The organism is Amycolatopsis australiensis (assembly GCF_900119165.1).
GTDB classification, from domain to species: Bacteria; Actinomycetota; Actinomycetes; order Mycobacteriales; family Pseudonocardiaceae; genus Amycolatopsis; species Amycolatopsis australiensis.
Genome location: NZ_FPJG01000006.1, coordinates 8819099 through 8838500, shown reverse-complemented (window position 1 = coordinate 8838500; position 19402 = coordinate 8819099). Strand labels below are relative to the sequence as shown.

Sequence of the window (19402 nt, the reverse complement as noted above, 5' to 3'; positions counted from 1 at the left end):
GAGACCTCCTGGTAGGGGACAGGGCTCAGCGGGTACGGGAGCGCGCGAGCAGGCGCTGGATCACCACGACGACGAGCAGGAAGGCCCCGCTCACCACGGTCTGGTAGTTGGAGTCGAGGGTGCCGATCTGGTTGATGACGTTCTGGATGAGCGTGCGCAGCAGGACACCGACGAGGGTGCCGATGATCGTCCCGGCGCCGCCGGTGAGCAGCGTGCCGCCGATGACGACGACGGAAATCGCGTCCAGCTCGGTGCCGACGCCGATCACCGTGACGCCGGACTGCAGGTACGCGGCGGTGAGGATGCCCGCCACCCCGGCGAGCGCGCCGCTCAGGGTGTAGAGCGAGATCTTCGTGCGGGCCACCGGAAGCCCCATCAGCAGCGCCGACTGCTCGGCCCCGCCGATGGCGAACACCGACTGGCCGAACCGCGTGCGGCGCAGCAGCAGCCCGCCGAGGGCGAACAGGACCAGCGTCAGGTACACCGGCACGCCGATGCCGAAGATCGTGCCCTGCCCCAGCCACAGGAACGCCGAGCCGGGCTCCACTTTGTACGTCGTCGCGCCTTCGGACGTCAGCGCGAGCAACAGGCCCCTGGCGAACAGCAGCGACGCCAGCGTCACGATGAACGGCGCCATCCCGGTGCGGGCGATCAGCAGGCCGTTGACCAGCCCGATCAGTGAGCACACCGCCAGCGGCAGCAGGATCGCCACGACCAGCCCGTACTGCGCGCCGTACGCGGCGAGGACGCCGCCGAGCGCGTAGTTCGAGCCGACCGACAGGTCGATGCCGCCGGAGATGATCACGAACGTCATGCCGAGCGCGATCACCGCGAGGAACGAGCTCTGCAGCGCCAGGTCGCGCAGGTTGTCCGCGGACCCGAAGCGCGGGAACGCGAACCACGCGGCGGCGATGCCGAGCACGAGGACGACGGCGGCGCCCTGCCGTTGCAGGACCCCGGCGAAGGCCGCGTTGCGGGCGGTGATCGGAGTGGCGGACTGGGTTGTCGTCACTTGCTGCTCCGCTCACGAGCGACGTAGACCGCGACGACGATGATGGCCGCCTGGACCATCTGCGCGGTCGAGTCGGGCAGGTTGTGCTTGATCAGGGTGGCGTGCACGAGCTGCATGAGCAGCGCGCCGAACACGGTGCCGAGCACGCGGACCCGGCCGCCGGTCAGCGGCGTGCCGCCGACGACGACCGCGGTGATCGCGGACAGCTCCATGAGCAGGCCGAGGTCGTTGGGATCGCTGGCGCCCAGCCGCGACGTCGCCAGCACGCCGGCCACCGCGGCCAGTGCCCCGGAGATCACGTAGACGCTGACGAGCACGCGTTTCACCGGCAGCCCGGCCAGGGTGCTCGCCGCGCGGTTGCCGCCGATGGCGACCAGGTGCCGCCCGAACGTCGTCCGCTGGACGACCAGGCCGGCCAGCACCGCGAGCACGCCCGCGACGATGACCATGATCGGCACGCCGAGGACGTCGTCGGTGCCCAGGGCCAGGAAGTCCCGGTTGTGCAGCTGGACGAGCTGGCCGTGCGCGATCACCAGCGCGAGTCCCCGGCCACCGACCAGCAACGCCAGCGTCGCGATGATGGGCTGGATGCCCAGGTAGGCCACCAGGTACCCGCTGAACAGGCCGGACACGACCCCGGCGATGACCGCGACGATGATCGCCGTCGTCGAGCCCGCGCCGAGGTAGAGCGGGATGAGCGCGGCGGCGATCGACATCACCGAGCCGACCGACAGGTCGATGCCCTCGGTGCCGATCACCAGCGCCATGCCGAGCGCGACGATGCAGACCGGCGCCGCCTGCACCAGCTGGGTGCGGAAGTTGGCCGCGGACAGGAAGTTCTCGGTGAACACGACGTTGAACAGCAGCAGCACCACGACGGCCAGGTAGACGCCGTAGTTCTGCAGCCACGCCGTGACTTTCGCGCGGTCCGGGCTCTTCGTCAGGGTGGCGCTAGACATCGTTGTCACCCTCGGCTGCGATGGCGGTCAGGACGTTCTCCTCGGTGATCCGGTCGCCGGTCAGCTCGCCGACGACCGAGCCGTCGCGCAGCACGACCACGCGGTCGGAGCCGTCGATCAGCTCTTCCAGTTCGGACGAGATGAGCAGCACGCCGAGCCCTTCCTGCGCGAGTTCGTCGATCAGCGCCTGCACCTCCGCCTTCGCGCCGACGTCGATGCCGCGCGTGGGCTCGTCGAGGAGCAGGATCTTCGGGCCGGTGGCCAGCCAGCGGGCGAGCAGTACCTTCTGCTGGTTGCCGCCGGACAGCTCCGACACCTTCTGCTCGGGACTGGCCGCCTTGATCCGCAGGCGCTCCATGAAGATCTTCACGATCTTGTCCTGCTTGGCCCTGCTGACCAGGCCGAACGGCGAGAGCGTCGGCAGCGCGGCGAGCACGATGTTCTCCCGGACCGACAGGTTCGGGATGATTCCGTCGGTCTTGCGGTCCTCGGCCAGCAGCGCGATCCCGGCGCGCATGGCGGCCTTGATCCTGCCCTTCTTGAGCGGTTTCCCGGCCAGCAGGACACTTCCGCCGTCGAGGGGGAACGCGCCGACGATGGCCCGCGCCGTCTCGCTGCGGCCGGAGCCGAGCAGCCCGGCGAGGCCGACGACCTCGCCGGGGCGGATGCTCACCGAGACGTCGTGCAGCTTCCGCAACCCGCTCAGGTTCTCGGCCTTGAGCAGCGGTTCGCGCTCGATGTCGTGTTCCTCGCCGAACGCCGTGACGCCCTCTTCGCGGATCTGCCTGATCTCCCGGCCGAGCATCTTCGAGACCAGCTCGATCCGCGGCAGCGGCTTCAACGGTCCACTGTGGACGACCCGGCCGTCGCGCAGCACGGTGACGCTGTCGCAGACCCGGTACAGCTCGTCCATCCGGTGGCTGACGTAGACGATGGCGATGCCCTGCGCGTGGAGCCGGTTCAGCACCTCGAACAGCGTCTCCACTTCGCGCGGCTCGAGCGACGACGTCGGCTCGTCCATGATGACGACCTTCGCGTCGGTCGAGACCGCGCGGGCGAGCGCGACCATCTGCTGCGCGCCGACGCCCAGGGTGTGCAGCGGGCGCTTGACGTCGTCCTCGATGCCGTAGCCCTTGAGCAGCTCGCGGGCGTCGGCGTACATCTTCGACCAGTCGACGAGACCGGCCTTCGTGCGCGGTTCGCGGCCGAGGAAGACGTTGCCGGCGATGCTCATCAGCGGGACGAGGTTGACCTCCTGGTAGATCGTGGAGATCCCGGCGCGCTGCGCGTCGATCGGCCGCTTGAAGGTGACGGGGGCGCCGAGGTGGCGCACCTCGCCCTCGTCGGGCTGGTACACGCCGGTGAGCACCTTGATCAGCGTGGACTTGCCGGCGCCGTTCTCGCCGACCAGCGCGTGCACCTCGCCCGGCCGCAGCGCGAAGCTGACGTCGTCGAGGGCGAGGGTGCCGGGGAACCGCTTGGTCACCCCGGCCACCTCGAGCACCGGTGCGGTCGTCATGGCGACGTCCTCTTCGGTGGCTGCCGTCATCAGTACGCGTTCCCGACCTTCTGGGCCGCGTTGGTCTCGTCGTACTGGTCGTCGGTGATCACGATGCTCGCCGGGATCGGCTCGCCGTTCTCGAACTTCTGCAGCGTCTGGAAGGCCAGCGGGCCGAACCGCGGGTTGGACTCGATCACGGCGTTGTAGCTGCCGTCGGCGATCAGCTGCACGGCGTTGCGGGTGCCGTCGATCGAGATGACCTTGACGTCCTTGCCCGGCGTCTTGCCCGCCGTCTTCAGGGCGTTGACCGCGCCGACGCCCATCTCGTCGTTTTCGGCGTAGACGGCGGTGATGTCCGGGTGGCTCTGGATGAGCTGCTCCATCACGGCCTGGCCCTTGGACCGGTCGAACTCGCCGGTCTGCTCGGCGACCACGGACAGACCGGGCGTCTTGGCCAGCTCGTCCTTGAAGCCCTTGGTGCGGTCGGTGGTCACGTTGTTGCCGGACGAGCCGAGCAGGATCGCGACCTTGCCGGTGCCGCCGGTGACCCGGGCGGTCTCCTGCGCGGCGCGCTTGCCCTGCTCGACGAAGTTCGAGCCGATGAAGGTCAGGTAGTCGGTGCACGGCTGCGACGTCACCTTGCGGTCGATGGTGACGACCGGGACCTTCTTGGCCTTCGCCGCGTCGAGCGCGGGCTGGAGGCCGTCGGAGTTCAGCGGCGCGACGACGAGCAGCTGCGCACCCCGGTCGAGCAGCGACTTGATGTCGCTGATCTGCCGGTTGAGGTCGCTCTGGGCGTTGGTGACCAGCAGCTTGTCACTCGCGATGCCGAGCTTGGCGGCTTCGTCGCGAATGGACTGCGTCTCGGCGATCCGGAAGGGATTGGCTTCCTTTTCGGACTGTGAGAAACCGACCACCGCGGTCTTGAGGTCGACCTTGGGGTAACCGGTCTTCTCGAGCGTGCAGCCGTCGGCCGTGGGGGCGGCGGACTGGGCGCTCGCGGCGGGACCGCCGCCGCTGGAGGGGGCGGCGGGGGTCTCTTCCCGGCTGGTGCAGGAGGTGAGGGTGAGCGCGGCGGCCGCGGTGGCGGCGGCGGCCATGACCAGGCGGGGGCGGGTGGACAGAGGCACTACGACTCCTCGGGCAGCGACGATGGTGGCCCGCTCACCGGGGTGATCGCAGTCACCGCGGGAGCCTTGAGGTACTTTTTACATCGTTGGAACAACGTTGTAAACCGGCAAATCCTCGCTACACTTCGTGCTCACTATCTCGAAGGGACCGCCCGTGACCGTGACGCTCAAAGACGTCGCCACGCTCGCCGGAGTGTCGGTGAAGACGGTGTCGAACGTGGTGAACGGCTACGCCTTCGTCAAGCCGGAGAACCGCCGGCGGGTCGAAGAGGCGCTGGCGGCGACGGGCTACCGCCCGAACGTCGGCGCGCGCAACCTGCGCCGCGGCCGGACGGGGTTCCTGGCGCTGATGGTGCCGGAGCTGTCGATCCCGTACTTCGGCGAGCTGGCCGGGCTGGTCATCACGGCCGCGCAGAAGCGCGGGTGGAGCGTCCTGATCGAGCAGACGCAGGGCACGCGCTCACGGGAGCGCGCGACGCTGGCGTCACTGGGACCGCACCTGGTGGACGGCGCGCTGGTGCACCCGGAAGCCCTGGAAGCGGCGGACTTCCCGGCCGATCCGGGCGGCATCCCGCTGGTGATGCTGGGCGAGCACGCGGTGGACGTCCCGATCGACCACGTGGCGATCGACAACGTCCTGGCGGCCCGCACGGCGGTGTCGCACCTGGCGTCACTGGGCCGAAAGCGCATCGCGGCGATCGGCCGCAACCCGTCGCGCGGAACGTCGTCCCAGCGTCTGGCGGGCTACCGCGCGGCGCTGACGGAGGCTGGACTGTCCTATGCGGACGAACTGGTGGCCCCGGCGGAGAAGTGGCACCGATCGGTGGGCGCGGCGGCGATGAAGGCGTTGCTGGGACTGGCCTCCCCGCCGGACGCGGTGTTCTGCTTCAACGACCTGCTGGCGATCGGCGCGTTGCGCGCGGTGGCGGAGCTGGGCCTGCGGGTCCCCGAGGACGTGGCGATCGTGGGGTTCGACAACAACGAGGAGAGCGCGTTTTCGCTGCCGTCGCTGACGACGATCGCCCCGGACAAGACGGCGTTGGCGGAGGCGGCGATCGACCTGGTGCACCGGCGCATCACGGGGGACAAGACTTCGCCGCCGCAGGACATCCAGACCCCGTTCGCCCTGGAGATCCGCGAGAGCACCCGCGGCCGCTGACGCACTCGGGACAGCCGGCTCTCCGGGGACATCAGCGTTTCGGCCAGTACCATGAAGGGCGGTCCAGCCGCCCTTGGCCTGACAGCCGTGTTTCGCCGTGCTGCTTCTCCAGCTCCAGCACCTCCGCCTCCGGCAACGCCCGGATCAGCGAAGCGGCGTGCGTGACCACCACGACCTGCGTCTCCTTCGCCGCCGTCGCGACCAATGCGGCCAGGGCCGGGAGCAGGTCCGGGTGCAGGCTCGTCTCCGGCTCGTTCAGCACCAGCAGCTCCGGGGGCCGCGGGCTCAGCAGTGCCGCCACCCACAGCAGGAACCGCAGCGTCCCGTCCGACAGCTCCGCCGCCGACAGCGGGCGGAGCAGGCCGTGCTGGTGGAAGCGGATCGAGAGCACTCCCTCGTGCGTCACCACCTCCACGCGGGAGCCGGGGAACGCCGCGTCCACCACCGCCGCCAGCTCCGCGGTCCGGCCCACCTCGATGATCGTCTGGAGCGCCGAGGCCAGGTCCGCGCCGTCCGCGGACAGCACGAACGTCCGGGTCCCCACCGATGAGCGGCGGGCCGGGGCCGCGGCGTCCGTGCGGAAGTGGTCGTAGAACCGCCACGACCGGATCCGCTCGCGCACCACCAGCAGCTCCGGGCACGCGCGCGGGTCCGCGAACTCGCTCAGCATGCTGTCGGTCAGCCGGATCTCGAAGCGCTCGGTGCCCCAGCCGCCGGAAGCCACGCGCGTCCGCACCGACGGGCCCGCGCGGTCCGCCAGCAGCGTCGACGGCCGCAGCACCGGGCCCGCCCAGACCGCCTCGCGCTTGAACTCCGGGTCGAGGTTGAACATCGTGCGGCCCGGCACCGGCAGACCGAGGTCGAGCGCGTAGCCGAACTCGTCACCCGCGAATCCCAGCCGCAGCCCGACCGCCTTCGTGCGCACCGTGCCCTGCACCGGCGCCCGCCCGACCGTCTCGGGCCCCGCCCACAGCGTCGACGGCAACCCGCCTTCGCGCGCCAGCGCCGCCACCGCGCCGTTGCGCGACGCGTCCGCCAGCAGCCGCAACGCCCGGTACAGGCTCGACTTGCCGCTGCCGTTCGGCCCGGTGACCACCGTCAGCCCCGACAGTGGCAGCACGAGGTCGCGCAGCGAACGGTAGTTCTCGACGGCCAGCGTGGTCAGCATGACCCGAACCTAGCCGCCGGCACCGACAGCTTCCGGCTCAGCCGACCGGCTCCGCCAGCGGGATCTCGCCGTCGCTCAGCCACGAGCCGCGCCACGTCAAATCGTCTCTGGCCAGGGGTTGCCCGCAGCCGTCGCACCGCCCGCCCGGGCGGGTCAGCGCGCCACACGGCTTGTGGACCAGGTTCATCGGGCCGTACGCGTTCTCCGACGACGTGTGCGCGTCGCCCCACGCGCCGAGCGCGTGCAGCACCGGCAACGCGTCCGAGCCCGCCTGGGTGAGGCGGTACTCGTGGCGGGTGCGGCCGCCGTCGCGGTAGGGGAGCTTCGTCAGCAGCCCGCGGTCGACCAGCTTGGCCAGCCGGGTCGTGAGCACGTTGTCCGCGATGCCCAGCTGGGCGCGGAAGTCCTCGAACCGGGTGGTGCCCGCAGTGGCGTTGCGCAGGATCAGCAGCGTCCACGGCTCGGCGAGGACGTCGGCGGCGCGGGCGATCGGGCAGGAGGCGTCCTCCCAGGTGATGCGACGGCTCATCGGGTGATCCCTTCGACCTGGCTTGCTCGGAGCAAGTCTACGCCGTACAGTCGGCCGCAGCTAGCTTGCAAAGAGCAAGTCAGATGCGCGAAGGAGAGACGTCATGGAGATCACGGGTGCGGTGGCGCTGGTCACCGGGGCCAACCGGGGGCTCGGCCGTCAGCTCGCCGCCGCCCTCCTCGAACGCGGCGCGGCCAAGGTCTACGCCGCGGCTCGCAACCCCGAGTCGGTCGACCTGCCGGGTGTGGTGCCGCTGCGCCTCGACGTGACCGACCCGGCGTCGATCCGCGAGGCAGCCAAGGCGGCCGGGGACGTCACGCTGCTGGTCAACAACGCCGGTTCGTCGACCGGGGCGTCGCTGCTCGACGGGCCGCTCGACGACATCAAGCTGGAGATGGACACGCACTACTTCGGCACCCTCGCGGTGACGCGCGAGTTCGCGCCGATCCTCGAGCGCAACGGCGGCGGCGCGGTGCTCAACGTGCTTTCGGTGCTGTCCTGGACCACGGCGCCGCCCGTCGCGGCCTACTCGGCGGCGAAGGCGGCCGCGTGGTCGCTGACCAACGCGCTGCGCCTGGAGCTGGCGTCGCAGAAGACGCAGGTGACCGCGCTGCACGTCGGCTACATGGACACCGGCATGGCCAAGCACGTCGACGGGCCGAAGAACGACCCGAAGCTGGTCGCCGGGGCCGCGCTCGACGGTGTCGAGCAGGGCCGCTTCGAGGTGCTCGCCGACGACGTCAGCCGGAAGGTGCGGGCGGGGCTGTCCGGCGACCTCGCCGGGCTGTACCCGTCGCTGGCCTCCTGAGTCCACTTCGGACGGTGTCAACGGGCTGAACGGGTTCCCGCTCGACGGGAGCCCACCCGCCGGCAGAGGTCCGTCTTGACCGGGGCGGTATGTCGACTTAGCGTCTTCTGGCAGTAAGGAAACTTTCCTAACTGTCGGAGGTCCTCATGCGCAGACCCCGGGCGATCGCCATGGCGATCGCGGCCGCCGGTGCCCTCTTCGTGGCCCCGGCGACCGCGGACGCCGCGACCGTCACCTACGAAGCCGAAAACGCCACCATCTCCCAGGGCGCGGTCAACGCCGACCACGCCGGCTTCACCGGCACCGGATTCGTCAACTACGACAACCTGACCGGCTCCTACGTCCAGTGGTCGGTCTCCGTCGCGGCCGCCGGCAGCACGTCGCTGGCCTTCCGGTACGCCAACGGCACCACGACCGCCCGGCCGATGACGATCGCGGTCGACGGCGCGACCGTCGCGACGCCGTCGTTCGCCGGCACCGGGGCCTGGACGACGTGGGCGACCACGACCGTGACCGCCACGCTGACCGCGGGCACCCACACCGTCCGCGCGACGGCGACCACCGCCAACGGCGGCCCGAACGTCGACTCGCTGACCGTGAGCGACACCGGTGGCGGCGGTGGCGGGGCGCCGACCGCGTCCGAACTGCTCTCGAAGCTGACGTCGTGCAGCCAGATCTCCAGCGGGAAGTACAAGACCGACTCCGAGGCGAGCCGGACGATCCCGGTGTGCGGGCTGTCGGACGCCGTCTTCTGGAAGGCCGACATGGACATCGACTGCGACGGCCAGCGGACCTCGCAGTGCAACGAGAACACCGACTGCTGCTTCCAGGCCGACACCGCGTTCCACCAGTCGGACGGGAAGCCGCTCAACGCCGCCGCGCTGCCGTACGTGGTCGTGCCCAGCCCGAGCAGCACCTGGGACTACCGGAAGTTCGGCATCGCGGGCGCCGGCGTGGTCGCGGTGATCTACCACGACCAGGTCACCTACGCCGTGGTCGGCGACACCGGGCCGACCGACATCATCGGTGAGGCGTCGTACGCGACGGCGAGCTCGCTCGGGATCAACCCCGACCCGTCGAACGGCGGAACCGATTCCGGGGTCACCTACCTGTTCTTCAAGAATTCGAAGGTGACGCCGATCGAGAGCCACGCCAACGCCGTGAGCACCGGGGAAGCGCTTGCCCGGCAGTTCGTGAACAACCACTGAGCGTTCGTTCCGGGGTCCTTTCGCCGGACCCCGGAACACGGGCGTCCCGCGCCGGGAGTATGAATGGGCGGATGCCGGAGAACGCCGAAGCCGGAAACGGCCGAACGAGGAACCGCTGGGGCGAAGGGGAACGGCTGCGCGGGGAGATCCTGGCCGCGGCCGGCCGGCTGCTGGCCGAGCTCGGCGGCGAAGACGGGCTGACGATCCGCGGGGTGGCGCGCGCGGTCGGCATCGCCCCGGCGAGCATCTACCAGCATTTCTCCGATCGCGCGGAATTGGTGCGCGGGCTGCTGGACCACGAATACGCGCGGCTGGCGGATTCGATGCGCGCGGCCGAGGAGACGCTCGGTGTAACCGACGTCGTCGGCCGCGTCCGGGCGCAGATCCACGCCTACTGCGCCTTCGCGCTGGAAAACCCGGGCCATTACCGCCTGATGCTCGCGAACGGCGCGTCCCGGCCGGAGCCGGGCGCCCGCGCGGAAGGGCCGCTGCTGGACGTGATCGACCGCCTGGCGGCGGGGTTCGAGCGCTGCGTGGCGGCCGGCCACGAGCTGCGGGTCAGCCCGGGCCGAGCGGCGGCGATCGTGTTCGTCGGCGCGCACGGGCGGGTGGCACTGTTCCACAGCGTGCTGAACCGGACGGGGGCCGAGCTGGTGGAGCCGTTCGTCGACGAGCTGGTGTCGCTGGTGTTCGCCTGACCGGCCGTGCCGTCAGACAGCCCGCTGCAGCGCGTCGACGTCCTTCGCGAGGTGCCCGGCGACGAACCGCGCCCGCTCGGCGTCGGTGTCCTGCCGTGGCACCATCTCCGCCAGCATGATCAGGCCCAGGTAGACGCGGTAGAGCCGAAGCCTCGCCCACGCCGGCATGCCGAACTCGGCCGGGCCGCCCGCCGCCTGGTAGCCCGCCAGCAGGGCCGCGTCCGGCGGGCGGAACAGCGACAGCGAAACGAACTCCGCCACCGGATCGCCCCAGAACGCGCGTTCCGCGTCGATGATCCCCGAGACGCGGCCGCCGTCGAGGAGGATGTTGCCGTCCCAGAGGTCGAAGTGCACCAGGACCGGGGTCGTCACCAGGTCCAGCAGCGGCTCGTGGCGGTGGACCAGGTGCCGGATCTCCGCCGCCGGGCGGGGCAGGCGGACCCCGTACCGGGCGGCGTCGGCCAGCACCGCGTCCACCATCGCCGTGAACGCCGCGCTCCACGTCGGCCGCAAGGGGTCCTGGGGGTAGCCGAAGCCGTCGCCGGTCGTGGCGTGCAGCCCGGCGACGATCCCGCCGAGCTCCCGGCGCAGCCGGGGCCGGTCGGTGACCCGCGCGCCCGCCCACGGGACGCCCGGCAGCTCCGTCATCAGCAGGAACCCCGGCCCGCCGCCGACCACGGCCGGCAGCGGCCCCCGGACCAGCCGGTAGTACTCCGCTTCCGTCTCCAGCAGGCCGTGTTCGTAGGTCAGGCCGGGCGCGGCCGGTGCCAGCTTGAGCACCAGCCGCCGCCCGTCCGCCAGCGTCAGCCGGAGCGCCGTGTTGTACGTACCTCCGCCGATGGCCGCGGCGGTCACCACCGAAGCCGGGTCGATGCCCGACGCCGCCAGCGCCGCCGCCGTTTCCGTGCGCACCGGCCGAGTCTGGCACGCCGTCAGCGTTTGCCGGCCGAGGCCGCCCAGATGCCGTCGCCGGCGTACGCCGCCGAGTAGCCGAGCAGGGCCGCGAGCCCTTCCGTCAGGCCGCCGCAGGCCGCGACGCCGTTCGCGTTCGTCACTCCGGTGCACAGCGTCCGGCCGCCCGCGCCGAAGGTCAGCGTGCGTCCCGGCACGCCCCGGCCGTACCGCGTGTCCGTCAGGGTCGCGCTCACCGCCGGCGAGCCGAGGCGGGCCGGCGCCACGGTGACCGACGTCGGGTCCGGCGCGGTCGAGAAGAGCGACGCCGACGCGCGCACGCCGCTCGTCCCGATCGGCGCGGCGGCGAACAGGTACTGCACCGCCGAGTCGGGCCCGGCCGAACCCGGGCAGCCGGCCCCGGTCGTCGCGACGTCGATCGCCGGGTCCGTCCGGTACCGCCCCGGAGCCGCGCCGACCGCGCGCGGCCAGCACACGAACTGGATCGACTGCGGCGGCGTCGGCGGCGGCGTGATCCGGGCCGGGCCGGTACCGGTCAGCCCGTAGGACAGGCTCGGCCCGCCGTCGTTGTCGGCGAGCGCCACACTGTCCACACCGGACAGGGTGACCTCGCGCGTGGCCGTCGCGCCGAACGGGTTGTAGGCGCCCGTCTGCAGCACCGGGCCGTCGTCGGTGCCGGCGGCGGTGTCCCACAGGTACTGGACCTGGAACGTGTCGGTGCTCGTGCCGGTGATCGTGGTCGTCACCTCGACGCTCGAGTCCGCGACCGTGCTGCCGTGCACGGTGACGTACTGGTCGATCTCCATCAGGCCGCTGCCCAGCACGGTGTACCAGTTCGTGTGGAACCCGGTCGTGCCGATCGCTTCGGTGTACGGGCCGAGGTCGTCGAGCGCGATCTCGGTCGACGTGGTCAGGTACTGGCCCTGCACGTAGTCGGCACCGGTGGTCAGGTCGCGCACGGTCATGAACGACGTCCCGGGCACGCCGCCGCCGAAGAGCAGGTCCCGCCCGGCGCCGGCCGGGTGGTCCGGCCCGGTCCGCACGGTGAACGAGCCGACGCCGAGGCCCTGCGCCTGCTGGACCGACACGCGGAAGACGCCGTTGCCGAACGTGGGCGTGACGGCGAGTGCCGCGTGTGTCCTCGTTTTCCACTGGGCGGGCGGCTCGGGTGCCGCGGCCGCGGGCGTCGCCACGGCGAGCAGCAGCACCGCGGCCGCGCACAGCGGTCCGGTTCGGTTCATCAGATCCTCCACAGTGGACTCAGAAGGTGAGGGCGTCGGCGTAGGCGAGCCGCTTCCCGCCCTGGCTCGGCAGTTCGGACTCGGTCAGCACCACGCGGAACGGGCGGCTCCCGCGCGCGGCGGGCAGCGGCACGGTGCCGGCCCAGCCGGTGGCCGAGGCCGTCAGGACGACCGGCGCGCCACTGGCCTGCCAGGCGACGTTCCCGCTCAGCGCCGGATCGGCCACCTGCAGCTGCGCGCTCAGTTCGGTGGCCGGGGCCGGCATCGGCCCGGTCACGGTCAGCCGCACCGACGTCGGCGAGGCGAACACCGCCGTCGCCACCCGGTCCGGCGACAGCTGTGCGAACTGGGCCTGGACCACCGCGGACAGCTCGACGTCGGGCACCGACACCGGCTGGTACCGCGCCAGCGCCAGGCGCACGAACGGCGTGTACGGCGAAGGCTGCGGAGCCGCGAAGGTGATGTCGCAGAACCACAGCTTGCGCTCGGCGTCGTAGACGACGTCGTGGGGTGCGACGGCGACCGGCGAAGCGGGGTCTTCGACGAGCTTCAGCCCGGAGCGCGGGTGCACCGCCAGCGGGAAGTCGCCGACCTGCGGCGGCCGGGTGAACGCGGCCGACCGCCACGCCGGGTCCTGCGCCCAGTCCGTCACGTACCGGGCCAGGTTCGCGGCCACCGACGGGCCGTCGGCCAGCAGGACGCCGAGCTGTTCGCCGTCGCCGGAGGAGTACCACGGCCGGTGGAGGAACACGCGCAGGCCGTTGCCGCGGCGGGTGCTGGTGACCTGCGCGGCCGTCGTTTCCGTGGTCCAGCCGAACGTCGGGACGACGTAGGCGATGTCGGGCGCGGCCGGGCGGGCGGTGCTCGGGACGTCGATCGTCAGCGCGGCGCCCGCCCGCGTGATCGGCGGCGGCACGTAGGCCACCTCGACCGACGCCGGAACCGGCGAAGCCAGCCAGGTGATCGTGCCGCCGGCGTAGTCGACGCCGTAGTCGGTGCCGCGGACGTAGGTCGTCCCGCCGTCCCGGACGACGTCCGACGCGGGCACGATCCCGCCCTTGGCGACGACGACCGGCGCCGGGCCCGGCCGGACCGTCGCCCGCTGCAGGAAGTACTCGGCGAACCGGGAGGTGCCGATCGGCGTGTACGTGACGCGGCGGTAGCGGGTGTCGTGGAACTCGTGCCGCTCGTCGAGGGGGAGTACCGGGCCGGCCGGGTCGTCCGGCCGCGTCACCACGCCGAACGCCGCCGCGGCGCCCGCCTTCGGCGCCGGGGCCGGCAGCGTCACGTCGTCGACCTGCTCGGTCCACGCGGCCTGGACGTCGACGCGGCCGGTGCTCGGCCGGTCGAAGCTCAGCCGGTCGACGATCCGGGCGGACGTCTCGCCGGGCTTGCGCACCGCGACCGGCTTCCCGAGCGCGGGCGGGGTCAGCGGCTGCTTGATCGCGTGCACCAGGGTCAGCGTCCGGAACGGCGTCAGCTGCCACAGCCTGCCCTGGCGGGCCAGCGCCCGCAGCGACTCGAGCGTCGTGCCGGACGGCAGGGTCACCGTGCCGGCCGCGACGGCGTCGGTCAGCCACTTCCACAGCCCGAGCAGATCGATGTCCGCGTCGGCCAGGATGCTGCTGTAGTTCACCTCGAACGTCCGGCCCTTGGGCACCTGCACGGTCAGCACCCGGAAGAGCGGGTCGAACTTCGGCTTCCCGGTGCCCTCGACCATCCGCAGCCGGAACGGCCGGTAGTCGGGCCAGTTCCCGAGCAGCGGCACGGGGTCGAAGTCGCCGGTGACGACCTCGCCGTCGGCCGTGCCGGGCAGGCCGGCGAACGCGGCGCCGCGGCTGAGCACGTCCGGCAGGTACGGCAGCGTCAGCTGGTCGGTGTCGTAGTACGGGATGCCGTAGCCGCCGCTGTCGGGCGTGCCGCCCTGGTCGAACGAGCCGGTGTCCTTCTGCTTGATCCGGGCGTAGGCGAGCTTGTTCATCATCGGCGGGGTCAGCAGGGTCGCCGGCAGGTCGAACAGGCCGTGCTGCTCGGCCAGCAGCTCCGCGATCCGCACCGGTGCGAGGTGGCGCTGGCAGTCGCCGGTCGCGGCGGTGTCGAAGTTGCTGCGAATCACCAGCCGTTCCGCCGACTCGCCCTCGGTGCGCGGCTTGCGGAACAGCACGTGCGGCGACACGACGGGCTCGAACCGCGTGTACTTGACGGGCGCGGTCGCGCCGGCGTCACCGGTGACGTCGCCGAGCGCCGGGCCGTTGCCCGCGAGGTCGGCCGTCCGCGCGCGGAACCGGTAGGTGCGGCCGAACCGCAGCCGCGGCAGGCTCCCCGGCTGGGCCGTGAACTTCACCCCGAGCGGGAACGCCGGGTCGGGCTCGGTGCCGTCGCCCGCGACGAGCGTGCCGTCGTCGGCGACGGCCTTGCCGGGCCGCGGCGCGACCAGGCTGTAGCCGCTCCACCGGGCCAGTGACTCGTGGAGGTACAACGTCTGCGACGGGTCGTCCCGCTGGGTCGTGTGCGCGGTGGTGACGACGCCTTCGTCCGCGACGGCGAGCGTCGTGCCGGCGACGGTGTAGGTGCCTTGGCGGCGGCAGAGGCTGTGCCAGCTCTGCGAGACGTCGTCCCAGACGTCGATCCGTAGCCCGCGGACCAGGTCCTCGGCAGCCGCCGTCGCGCCCTGCGCCAGCTTGGCCGCCTGGTCGACCGAACCCCAGATCCGCTTGGCCCGCCCGGTCTCGACGATCGAGAAGCCGTTGCTCTGCAGGGCCGGCGGCGCGGCGGTGTCCGGCGCGTCGGAGGCGGGCTTCCCGATCCCGCCGTACGGGTCGAGCCGCGCGACGCTCTCGCCGAAGCCGAGCAGCTTGACCGCCGCCGAGTCGGGGTCGACCTCGGTGACGTCGAAGTCCGGGCCGGTCAGCTGGAGCAGGCCGCCGGACAGCCGCGTGGTGCGCGCGGTCGCGGTGAACGCCGTCGCGGTGACCGTGCAGGCGGTCTGCTGGGCGGTGGCCGTCAGGCCGGGCAGGACCGGTGTCACGCTCACCCAGGTCGGACCGGACGGCAGCGGGTCCGGCAACGGGATCCGCAGGTCGCGGACGAGCCCGAACTTCCGCAGCAGGGCCGGGTACTGGCCGAGCGAGCCGACGACCGAGTGGAAGTTCGGCGGTTCCGGCGCGGCCGCGGCCCGGAACTGGGGTGCCCCGCCCGCGAAGTCCACCGGGTGCGGAACCACGCCCCGGCCGTGGAAGTGCTCGGAGAGCAGGAAGTCGAGCTGCTGCGGGCTGAGGCCGTGGCTCGTCCTGAGCTTCTCCAGCTCCGGGTCGTCGCGGTCGATGAACTTGGCGTAGAAGAAGTAGAGCGCCAGGTCCTCGGCGACGGCCGCTTTCGTCGCCGGCGAGATCCACGTGTCGTGCAGCCGGTAGCGCGGGCCGCACCGGTTCCCGCTCGCCCGCAGGCCCTGCTGCGGCCGGCCCAGGTAGTCGGTGAGCGTCGGGTGCGTCGTCGGGTTGTTCGCCGCCATCAGCGCGTACTGCTCGCGGACGAAATTCCGGACGTTGCGCACGGGGTAGGACCGCACGAACGTCAGCCCGGGCCGCATCGCCGGCGCGGTCGCCGACCCGACCGGCGCGGATCCGGCGAACAGCTTCTTCCACAGGTCGGACCGCAGGTCCTGCGGCAGCTTTTCGGCGCGGGTGACCGTGCCGCCGAGCGAGACGTCGAACTCGACCGCGGCGGCGGGCCAGTCGAGCCACGCGGGGAACGCCGCGAGCGTGTCGGCCCCGGTCAGCCGCGGCGACAGGAACGCCGACAGGTGCAGGAAGGTCCGGCCCTGCTCGGTCCGGACGCCGTTGGGCAGCGCGGTGCTCAGGACAGTCTGGGTGGCCATCTCTGTCTCCTCAGGCCGCGAACGCGTCGCAGTAGGTGTTCCAGTCGTCCTGGCTCATCTGGTCGCCGAAGGACGGCGAACCGCCGGACGGCAGCGCGGCGGCGGTGCGGGCGGCCAGTGCCGACGAACCGGGGCCGGCGAAGGACTTGTGCACGGTGAGCGTGACCGACTTCGAGAAGAACAGGATGTCGATCTCGACGGTCAGCGAGGCTTCGCCCTCGACGAGGTTCTTGCCGCCGTCGTTCGTGTAGCTCAGTGCCAGGTAGAACTCGGCCGAGATGGTGATCAGGCCGAGGACGTTGAGCGAGCCGTTCGCCCGGACGTACCCGGTGAGCGTGATCGCGTCGTGCTCGGGGATCTCGGTGCCGCCGTCGCCGATCTGCTTCGGCTTGTGTTCGAGCTTGAAGTAGATCCCGGCCATCACCGAAACCGACCCGCTGGCGACACCGAGGTTGAACGCCACCGCCCCGCCGAACTCGATCGACGCCTCCATCAGCTCGAAGCCGTCCGTGCCCAGCGCCAGCGCGAAGAACCCGCCGCCGCCGAAGAGCGACACGGTGAGCGTGAACGGGTGCTCGCGGCTGCAGAACGCGAACCGGGCGCGGGCCGGGCTGCCGTCGAACGGGATCGACAGCGCGGCGCTGAACGCGAGGTGCTGCAGCGCGAACACGCCGATGCCGACGTCCGGGATCGCCAGGGTGTAGCCCGCGGTGATGCCCGCGGGCTGGACGTCGATGCCGAGCCCCTTGCCGGTGCTGACCAGGAACTGCTGCAGGGTGTTGACGAACTTGAGCGGGCCCTCGAAGTCGATCCGGTCCAGCTCGACGTGGATCACCGGCTTGGCGCCGTCGTGCTGCTCGAAGGCGAACCGGCGGAAGGTGAGCCGGATGAACGACAGCTGGTCGTCGTTGCCCTTGACCAGCTCGATCGCGAAGTCGCGCAGGTCGCCCTTGATGGCCGACGTCGTGGTGACGCCGTTCGCGCCCAGCACCGTGCGGTTTTCGCCGTGCAGACTCAGTGTCGCGTGTGGACGGTCCGGGAGCTTCGGGAGGAAGACCCCGGCGGTGAGGTCGTCGGGCAGTGCCGGCTGCCAGTCCAGGATGGTCGTGACGGCGGTCGGTGGCCGGTCCGGGCCGTTGCCGTACTCGGGCGTCGTGACGATCTTCGGCGCGTTCGCCACCGGCAGCTTCGGGGTGCCGCCGAGGAGATCGGCCAGGCTGAGCCCGCCGAGCAGCTTGGCGGTGCCGGGGAAGAACTTCCGGGGGTCGAAGTCGCCGTCCTTCGCGATCTGGCTGATCGTGCCGGCGGGCCCGGACAGCGGCCCGAGCGACCGCGAGAGGCCGCGGATGTCCAGGTCCGGCGCGGCGATTCCGCCGAGCTGCGCGACCTGGTTACCGAACCGCGCCGTGACCGCGCCGACGTCGGGCAGCGGGTTCTGCGCGGTGATCGCCTGCACCAGCCGCCCGACGTCCGCGACCGTCGGGCTGACCCGGGCGAACAGCTCGCCCTTCGTGTTCTCGAAGGAGCCCGCGACGTAGCCGGGGTCGTAGCCGATGGCGGTGGTCAGCTGCCGGCCGCCCGCGAGGGCCTCGACGGCGGGCATCCGGATCTCGGCGGCGAGCATCTGCGGCGCGAACCCGGCCTCGCCGTCCTGCACGCGCAGCTTCACGTTGAGGTGGACGCGAAGCGCGGGGAAGGTCGTGTTGCGCGGGGTGTCGGCCGCCAGGCCGGCCGACGCGGGGACCGGCCCGAAGGCGACCTTCTGCCCGCCCAGCTCGTGGGTGCGCCGCGGGTGGACGGTCTCGAAGTCGTTCGGGTCGGCCTTGGCCTGCAGCGCGGCCAGTACCGTCTGGTCGGTGGCGTCGCCCTCGTAGACGAACGCGAAGTGCGCGACGGAGTCGATCCGGTTGCCCGCCCAATCTGTCGCGATGATGGGGAACGGGATGTCCGTCGTCTCGTCACCGAGGGTGTACTGCACCCAGAACGCGCTGGTCGTGCCGATCATCTCGCGCTTGCCGGGCGCGGCCAGGTTCGGCGTGGTCGTCATGCCGATCTCGACCGACCGGAACGGCAACCCGTTGTCCTGGAACAGCTTCACGGGTTCGCGCACCCGCACGAACTGGCGTCTGAGCAGCCGCGCGGCACCGCCGGCGATGGTGCGCTCGGTTTCGGTGATCAGGGTCGCCTTGTGACCGTACGGGAAGAGGAACCCGCGTTCCTCGATCCGGACGTAGTTGTCGCGACCCAGCACCGAGCGGTGCCGCCAGGCCGTGAGCGTGCCTTCGGCCCACTTGCCGTCCAGCTCCAGCGACGACCCCAGCGCCGAGAGCAGCACGAGGTCGCCGCGGACCGCACCGCGCGTGTTCGACTGCGTCACGATGTCGGTGAGCGTCTGCGGCCGGCTGAGCAGGTCGTCGAACCGCGGGTCGTCCGGGGTGTCGGCGGCCGTCGCGCGGATCTCGGCCGGGCCGAGCAGCGGGTCCGGCCTGCCGAAGTCGTCCCGCGGGGCGAGGCGGGTGTGCCACAGCTCGGTGCGCCCGGCCGACGTCACCGGGTGCGTCACGTGCGCCCACGACGCGTACTGCTCCGGGGTCAGGTGCAGCCAGTCGACCAGGCGCAGGTCGGTGACCAGCTGTCCGGGCACGGCCGGGGCCGCGGTCTTCGGCACGACCCGCATCACCCAGCTCGACCACGCGAGCAGGCCGTCCTCGGTGAACGGCAGCTCCTTCACCGTCGCGGGCACGAGGAACGCGATCCGGCTCGGGCCGGCCGCGCGGGTGGCGATGTCGCCGGGCGCGGGCAGGTTCGCCGGCGGCGCCCCGCCGGGGTCGGAGACGTAGGTCGTCTCTTCCATCAGGTGCTGGCTGTCGAACCCGACGACGACGACCGACTGCGCGCTCGCGTCGATCGGCACCAGCTTCGGGGGGCCCGCGGCGGTCGAGCGCCGCAGGTTGAAGAACTCGAACCGCAGCTTGAGCATGTCTTCGCGGCGCAGCAGGTCGAGCGTGAGATCCGGCGTCGCGTCGGCGGCGAGCAGGGCGGGCAGCGGCGTGTCGCCGGGCAGGTTCGCCAGCAGCAGGGCGGCGCCGCCGGCGGCGAGGATCGTGCGCCTGCCGACATCGCGCCGCCAGACCGGGACGCCGTCGGTGTCGTGCGGAGTGGTTTCGGGCATGGCTGGGGACCTCCCCGGAGCGAACTGA

Annotated in this window: 14 protein-coding genes; 4 read left to right on the top strand and 10 right to left on the bottom strand. The window is 71.8% G+C overall.

Annotation, left to right across the window (positions count from 1 at the left end; translation table 11 throughout):
* Nucleotides 1–25: 25 nt before the first annotated feature.
* From BT341_RS42075 to BT341_RS42060, 4 genes are read right to left on the bottom strand one after another with little or no spacing between them, the layout of a single operon-like run.
* Nucleotides 26–1012 (bottom strand): ABC transporter permease, encoded by a 987-nt coding sequence (locus BT341_RS42075; RefSeq protein WP_072481509.1) that lies wholly within the window; start codon nucleotides 1010–1012, stop codon nucleotides 26–28.
* The gene (locus BT341_RS42070) at nucleotides 1009–1971 is read right to left on the bottom strand and encodes an ABC transporter permease (protein WP_072481508.1); all 963 of its coding nucleotides are present in this window, start codon (nucleotides 1969–1971) and stop codon (nucleotides 1009–1011) included. Before BT341_RS42070 ends, BT341_RS42075 begins: the two co-directional genes overlap by 4 nt.
* On the bottom strand, nucleotides 1964–3520 hold the full coding sequence (locus tag BT341_RS42065) for a sugar ABC transporter ATP-binding protein (protein ID WP_072481507.1): 1557 nt from the start codon (nucleotides 3518–3520) through the stop codon (nucleotides 1964–1966). Before BT341_RS42065 ends, BT341_RS42070 begins: the two co-directional genes overlap by 8 nt.
* Nucleotides 3520–4602, bottom strand: a complete 1083-nt coding sequence (locus BT341_RS42060) for an ABC transporter substrate-binding protein (RefSeq protein WP_143168816.1) — start codon at nucleotides 4600–4602, stop codon at nucleotides 3520–3522. Before BT341_RS42060 ends, BT341_RS42065 begins: the two co-directional genes overlap by 1 nt.
* 154 nt (nucleotides 4603–4756) lie before the next feature.
* Between BT341_RS42060 and BT341_RS42055 the strand changes: the two genes are divergently transcribed.
* Nucleotides 4757–5761 (top strand): LacI family DNA-binding transcriptional regulator, encoded by a 1005-nt coding sequence (locus tag BT341_RS42055; RefSeq protein WP_072481505.1) that lies wholly within the window; start codon nucleotides 4757–4759, stop codon nucleotides 5759–5761.
* A gap of 31 nt (nucleotides 5762–5792) precedes the next feature.
* Here BT341_RS42055 and BT341_RS42050 read toward each other — a convergent pair whose 3' ends face one another.
* On the bottom strand, nucleotides 5793–6929 hold the full coding sequence (locus tag BT341_RS42050) for an AAA family ATPase (protein ID WP_072481504.1): 1137 nt from the start codon (nucleotides 6927–6929) through the stop codon (nucleotides 5793–5795).
* Between the two features lie 37 nt (nucleotides 6930–6966).
* Nucleotides 6967–7458 carry a winged helix-turn-helix transcriptional regulator gene (locus tag BT341_RS42045; protein WP_072481503.1) on the bottom strand — a complete coding sequence of 164 codons (492 nt, stop codon included), beginning with the start codon at nucleotides 7456–7458 and terminating at the stop codon, nucleotides 6967–6969.
* A gap of 103 nt (nucleotides 7459–7561) precedes the next feature.
* Here BT341_RS42045 and BT341_RS42040 point away from each other — a divergent pair, with 103 nt between their 5' ends.
* The 3 genes from BT341_RS42040 (at nucleotide 7562) to BT341_RS42025 (ending at nucleotide 10172) form a co-directional block, all read left to right on the top strand.
* Nucleotides 7562–8266 (top strand): SDR family oxidoreductase, encoded by a 705-nt coding sequence (locus BT341_RS42040; protein WP_072481502.1) that lies wholly within the window; start codon nucleotides 7562–7564, stop codon nucleotides 8264–8266.
* Nucleotides 8267–8412: 146 nt separating this feature from the next.
* Nucleotides 8413–9474, top strand: coding sequence for a glycoside hydrolase family 75 protein (locus BT341_RS48065; RefSeq protein WP_425426454.1), 1062 nt, complete (start codon nucleotides 8413–8415; stop codon nucleotides 9472–9474).
* A 134-nt stretch (nucleotides 9475–9608) separates the two neighbouring features.
* Nucleotides 9609–10172 carry a WHG domain-containing protein gene (locus BT341_RS42025; RefSeq protein ID WP_072482477.1) on the top strand — a complete coding sequence of 188 codons (564 nt, stop codon included), beginning with the start codon at nucleotides 9609–9611 and terminating at the stop codon, nucleotides 10170–10172.
* A gap of 12 nt (nucleotides 10173–10184) precedes the next feature.
* Here BT341_RS42025 and BT341_RS42020 read toward each other — a convergent pair whose 3' ends face one another.
* Genes BT341_RS42020 through BT341_RS42005 form a run of 4 tightly spaced genes read right to left on the bottom strand, consistent with a single transcriptional unit; the run spans nucleotide 10185 to nucleotide 19374 of the window.
* Nucleotides 10185–11084, bottom strand: coding sequence for a phosphotransferase family protein (locus BT341_RS42020; RefSeq protein WP_072481501.1), 900 nt, complete (start codon nucleotides 11082–11084; stop codon nucleotides 10185–10187).
* 20 nt (nucleotides 11085–11104) lie between these two features.
* Complete coding sequence (locus BT341_RS42015; RefSeq protein ID WP_072481500.1) at nucleotides 11105–12325, bottom strand: hypothetical protein; 1221 nt, start codon at nucleotides 12323–12325, stop codon at nucleotides 11105–11107.
* Nucleotides 12326–12344: 19 nt separating this feature from the next.
* A complete protein-coding gene (locus BT341_RS42010) occupies nucleotides 12345–16202 on the bottom strand; it encodes a hypothetical protein (protein WP_072481499.1) in 3858 nt (1285 codons plus the stop codon).
* Between the two features lie 10 nt (nucleotides 16203–16212).
* Nucleotides 16213–19374, bottom strand: a complete 3162-nt coding sequence (locus BT341_RS42005) for a hypothetical protein (protein ID WP_072481498.1) — start codon at nucleotides 19372–19374, stop codon at nucleotides 16213–16215.
* Nucleotides 19375–19402 lie beyond the last annotated feature (28 nt).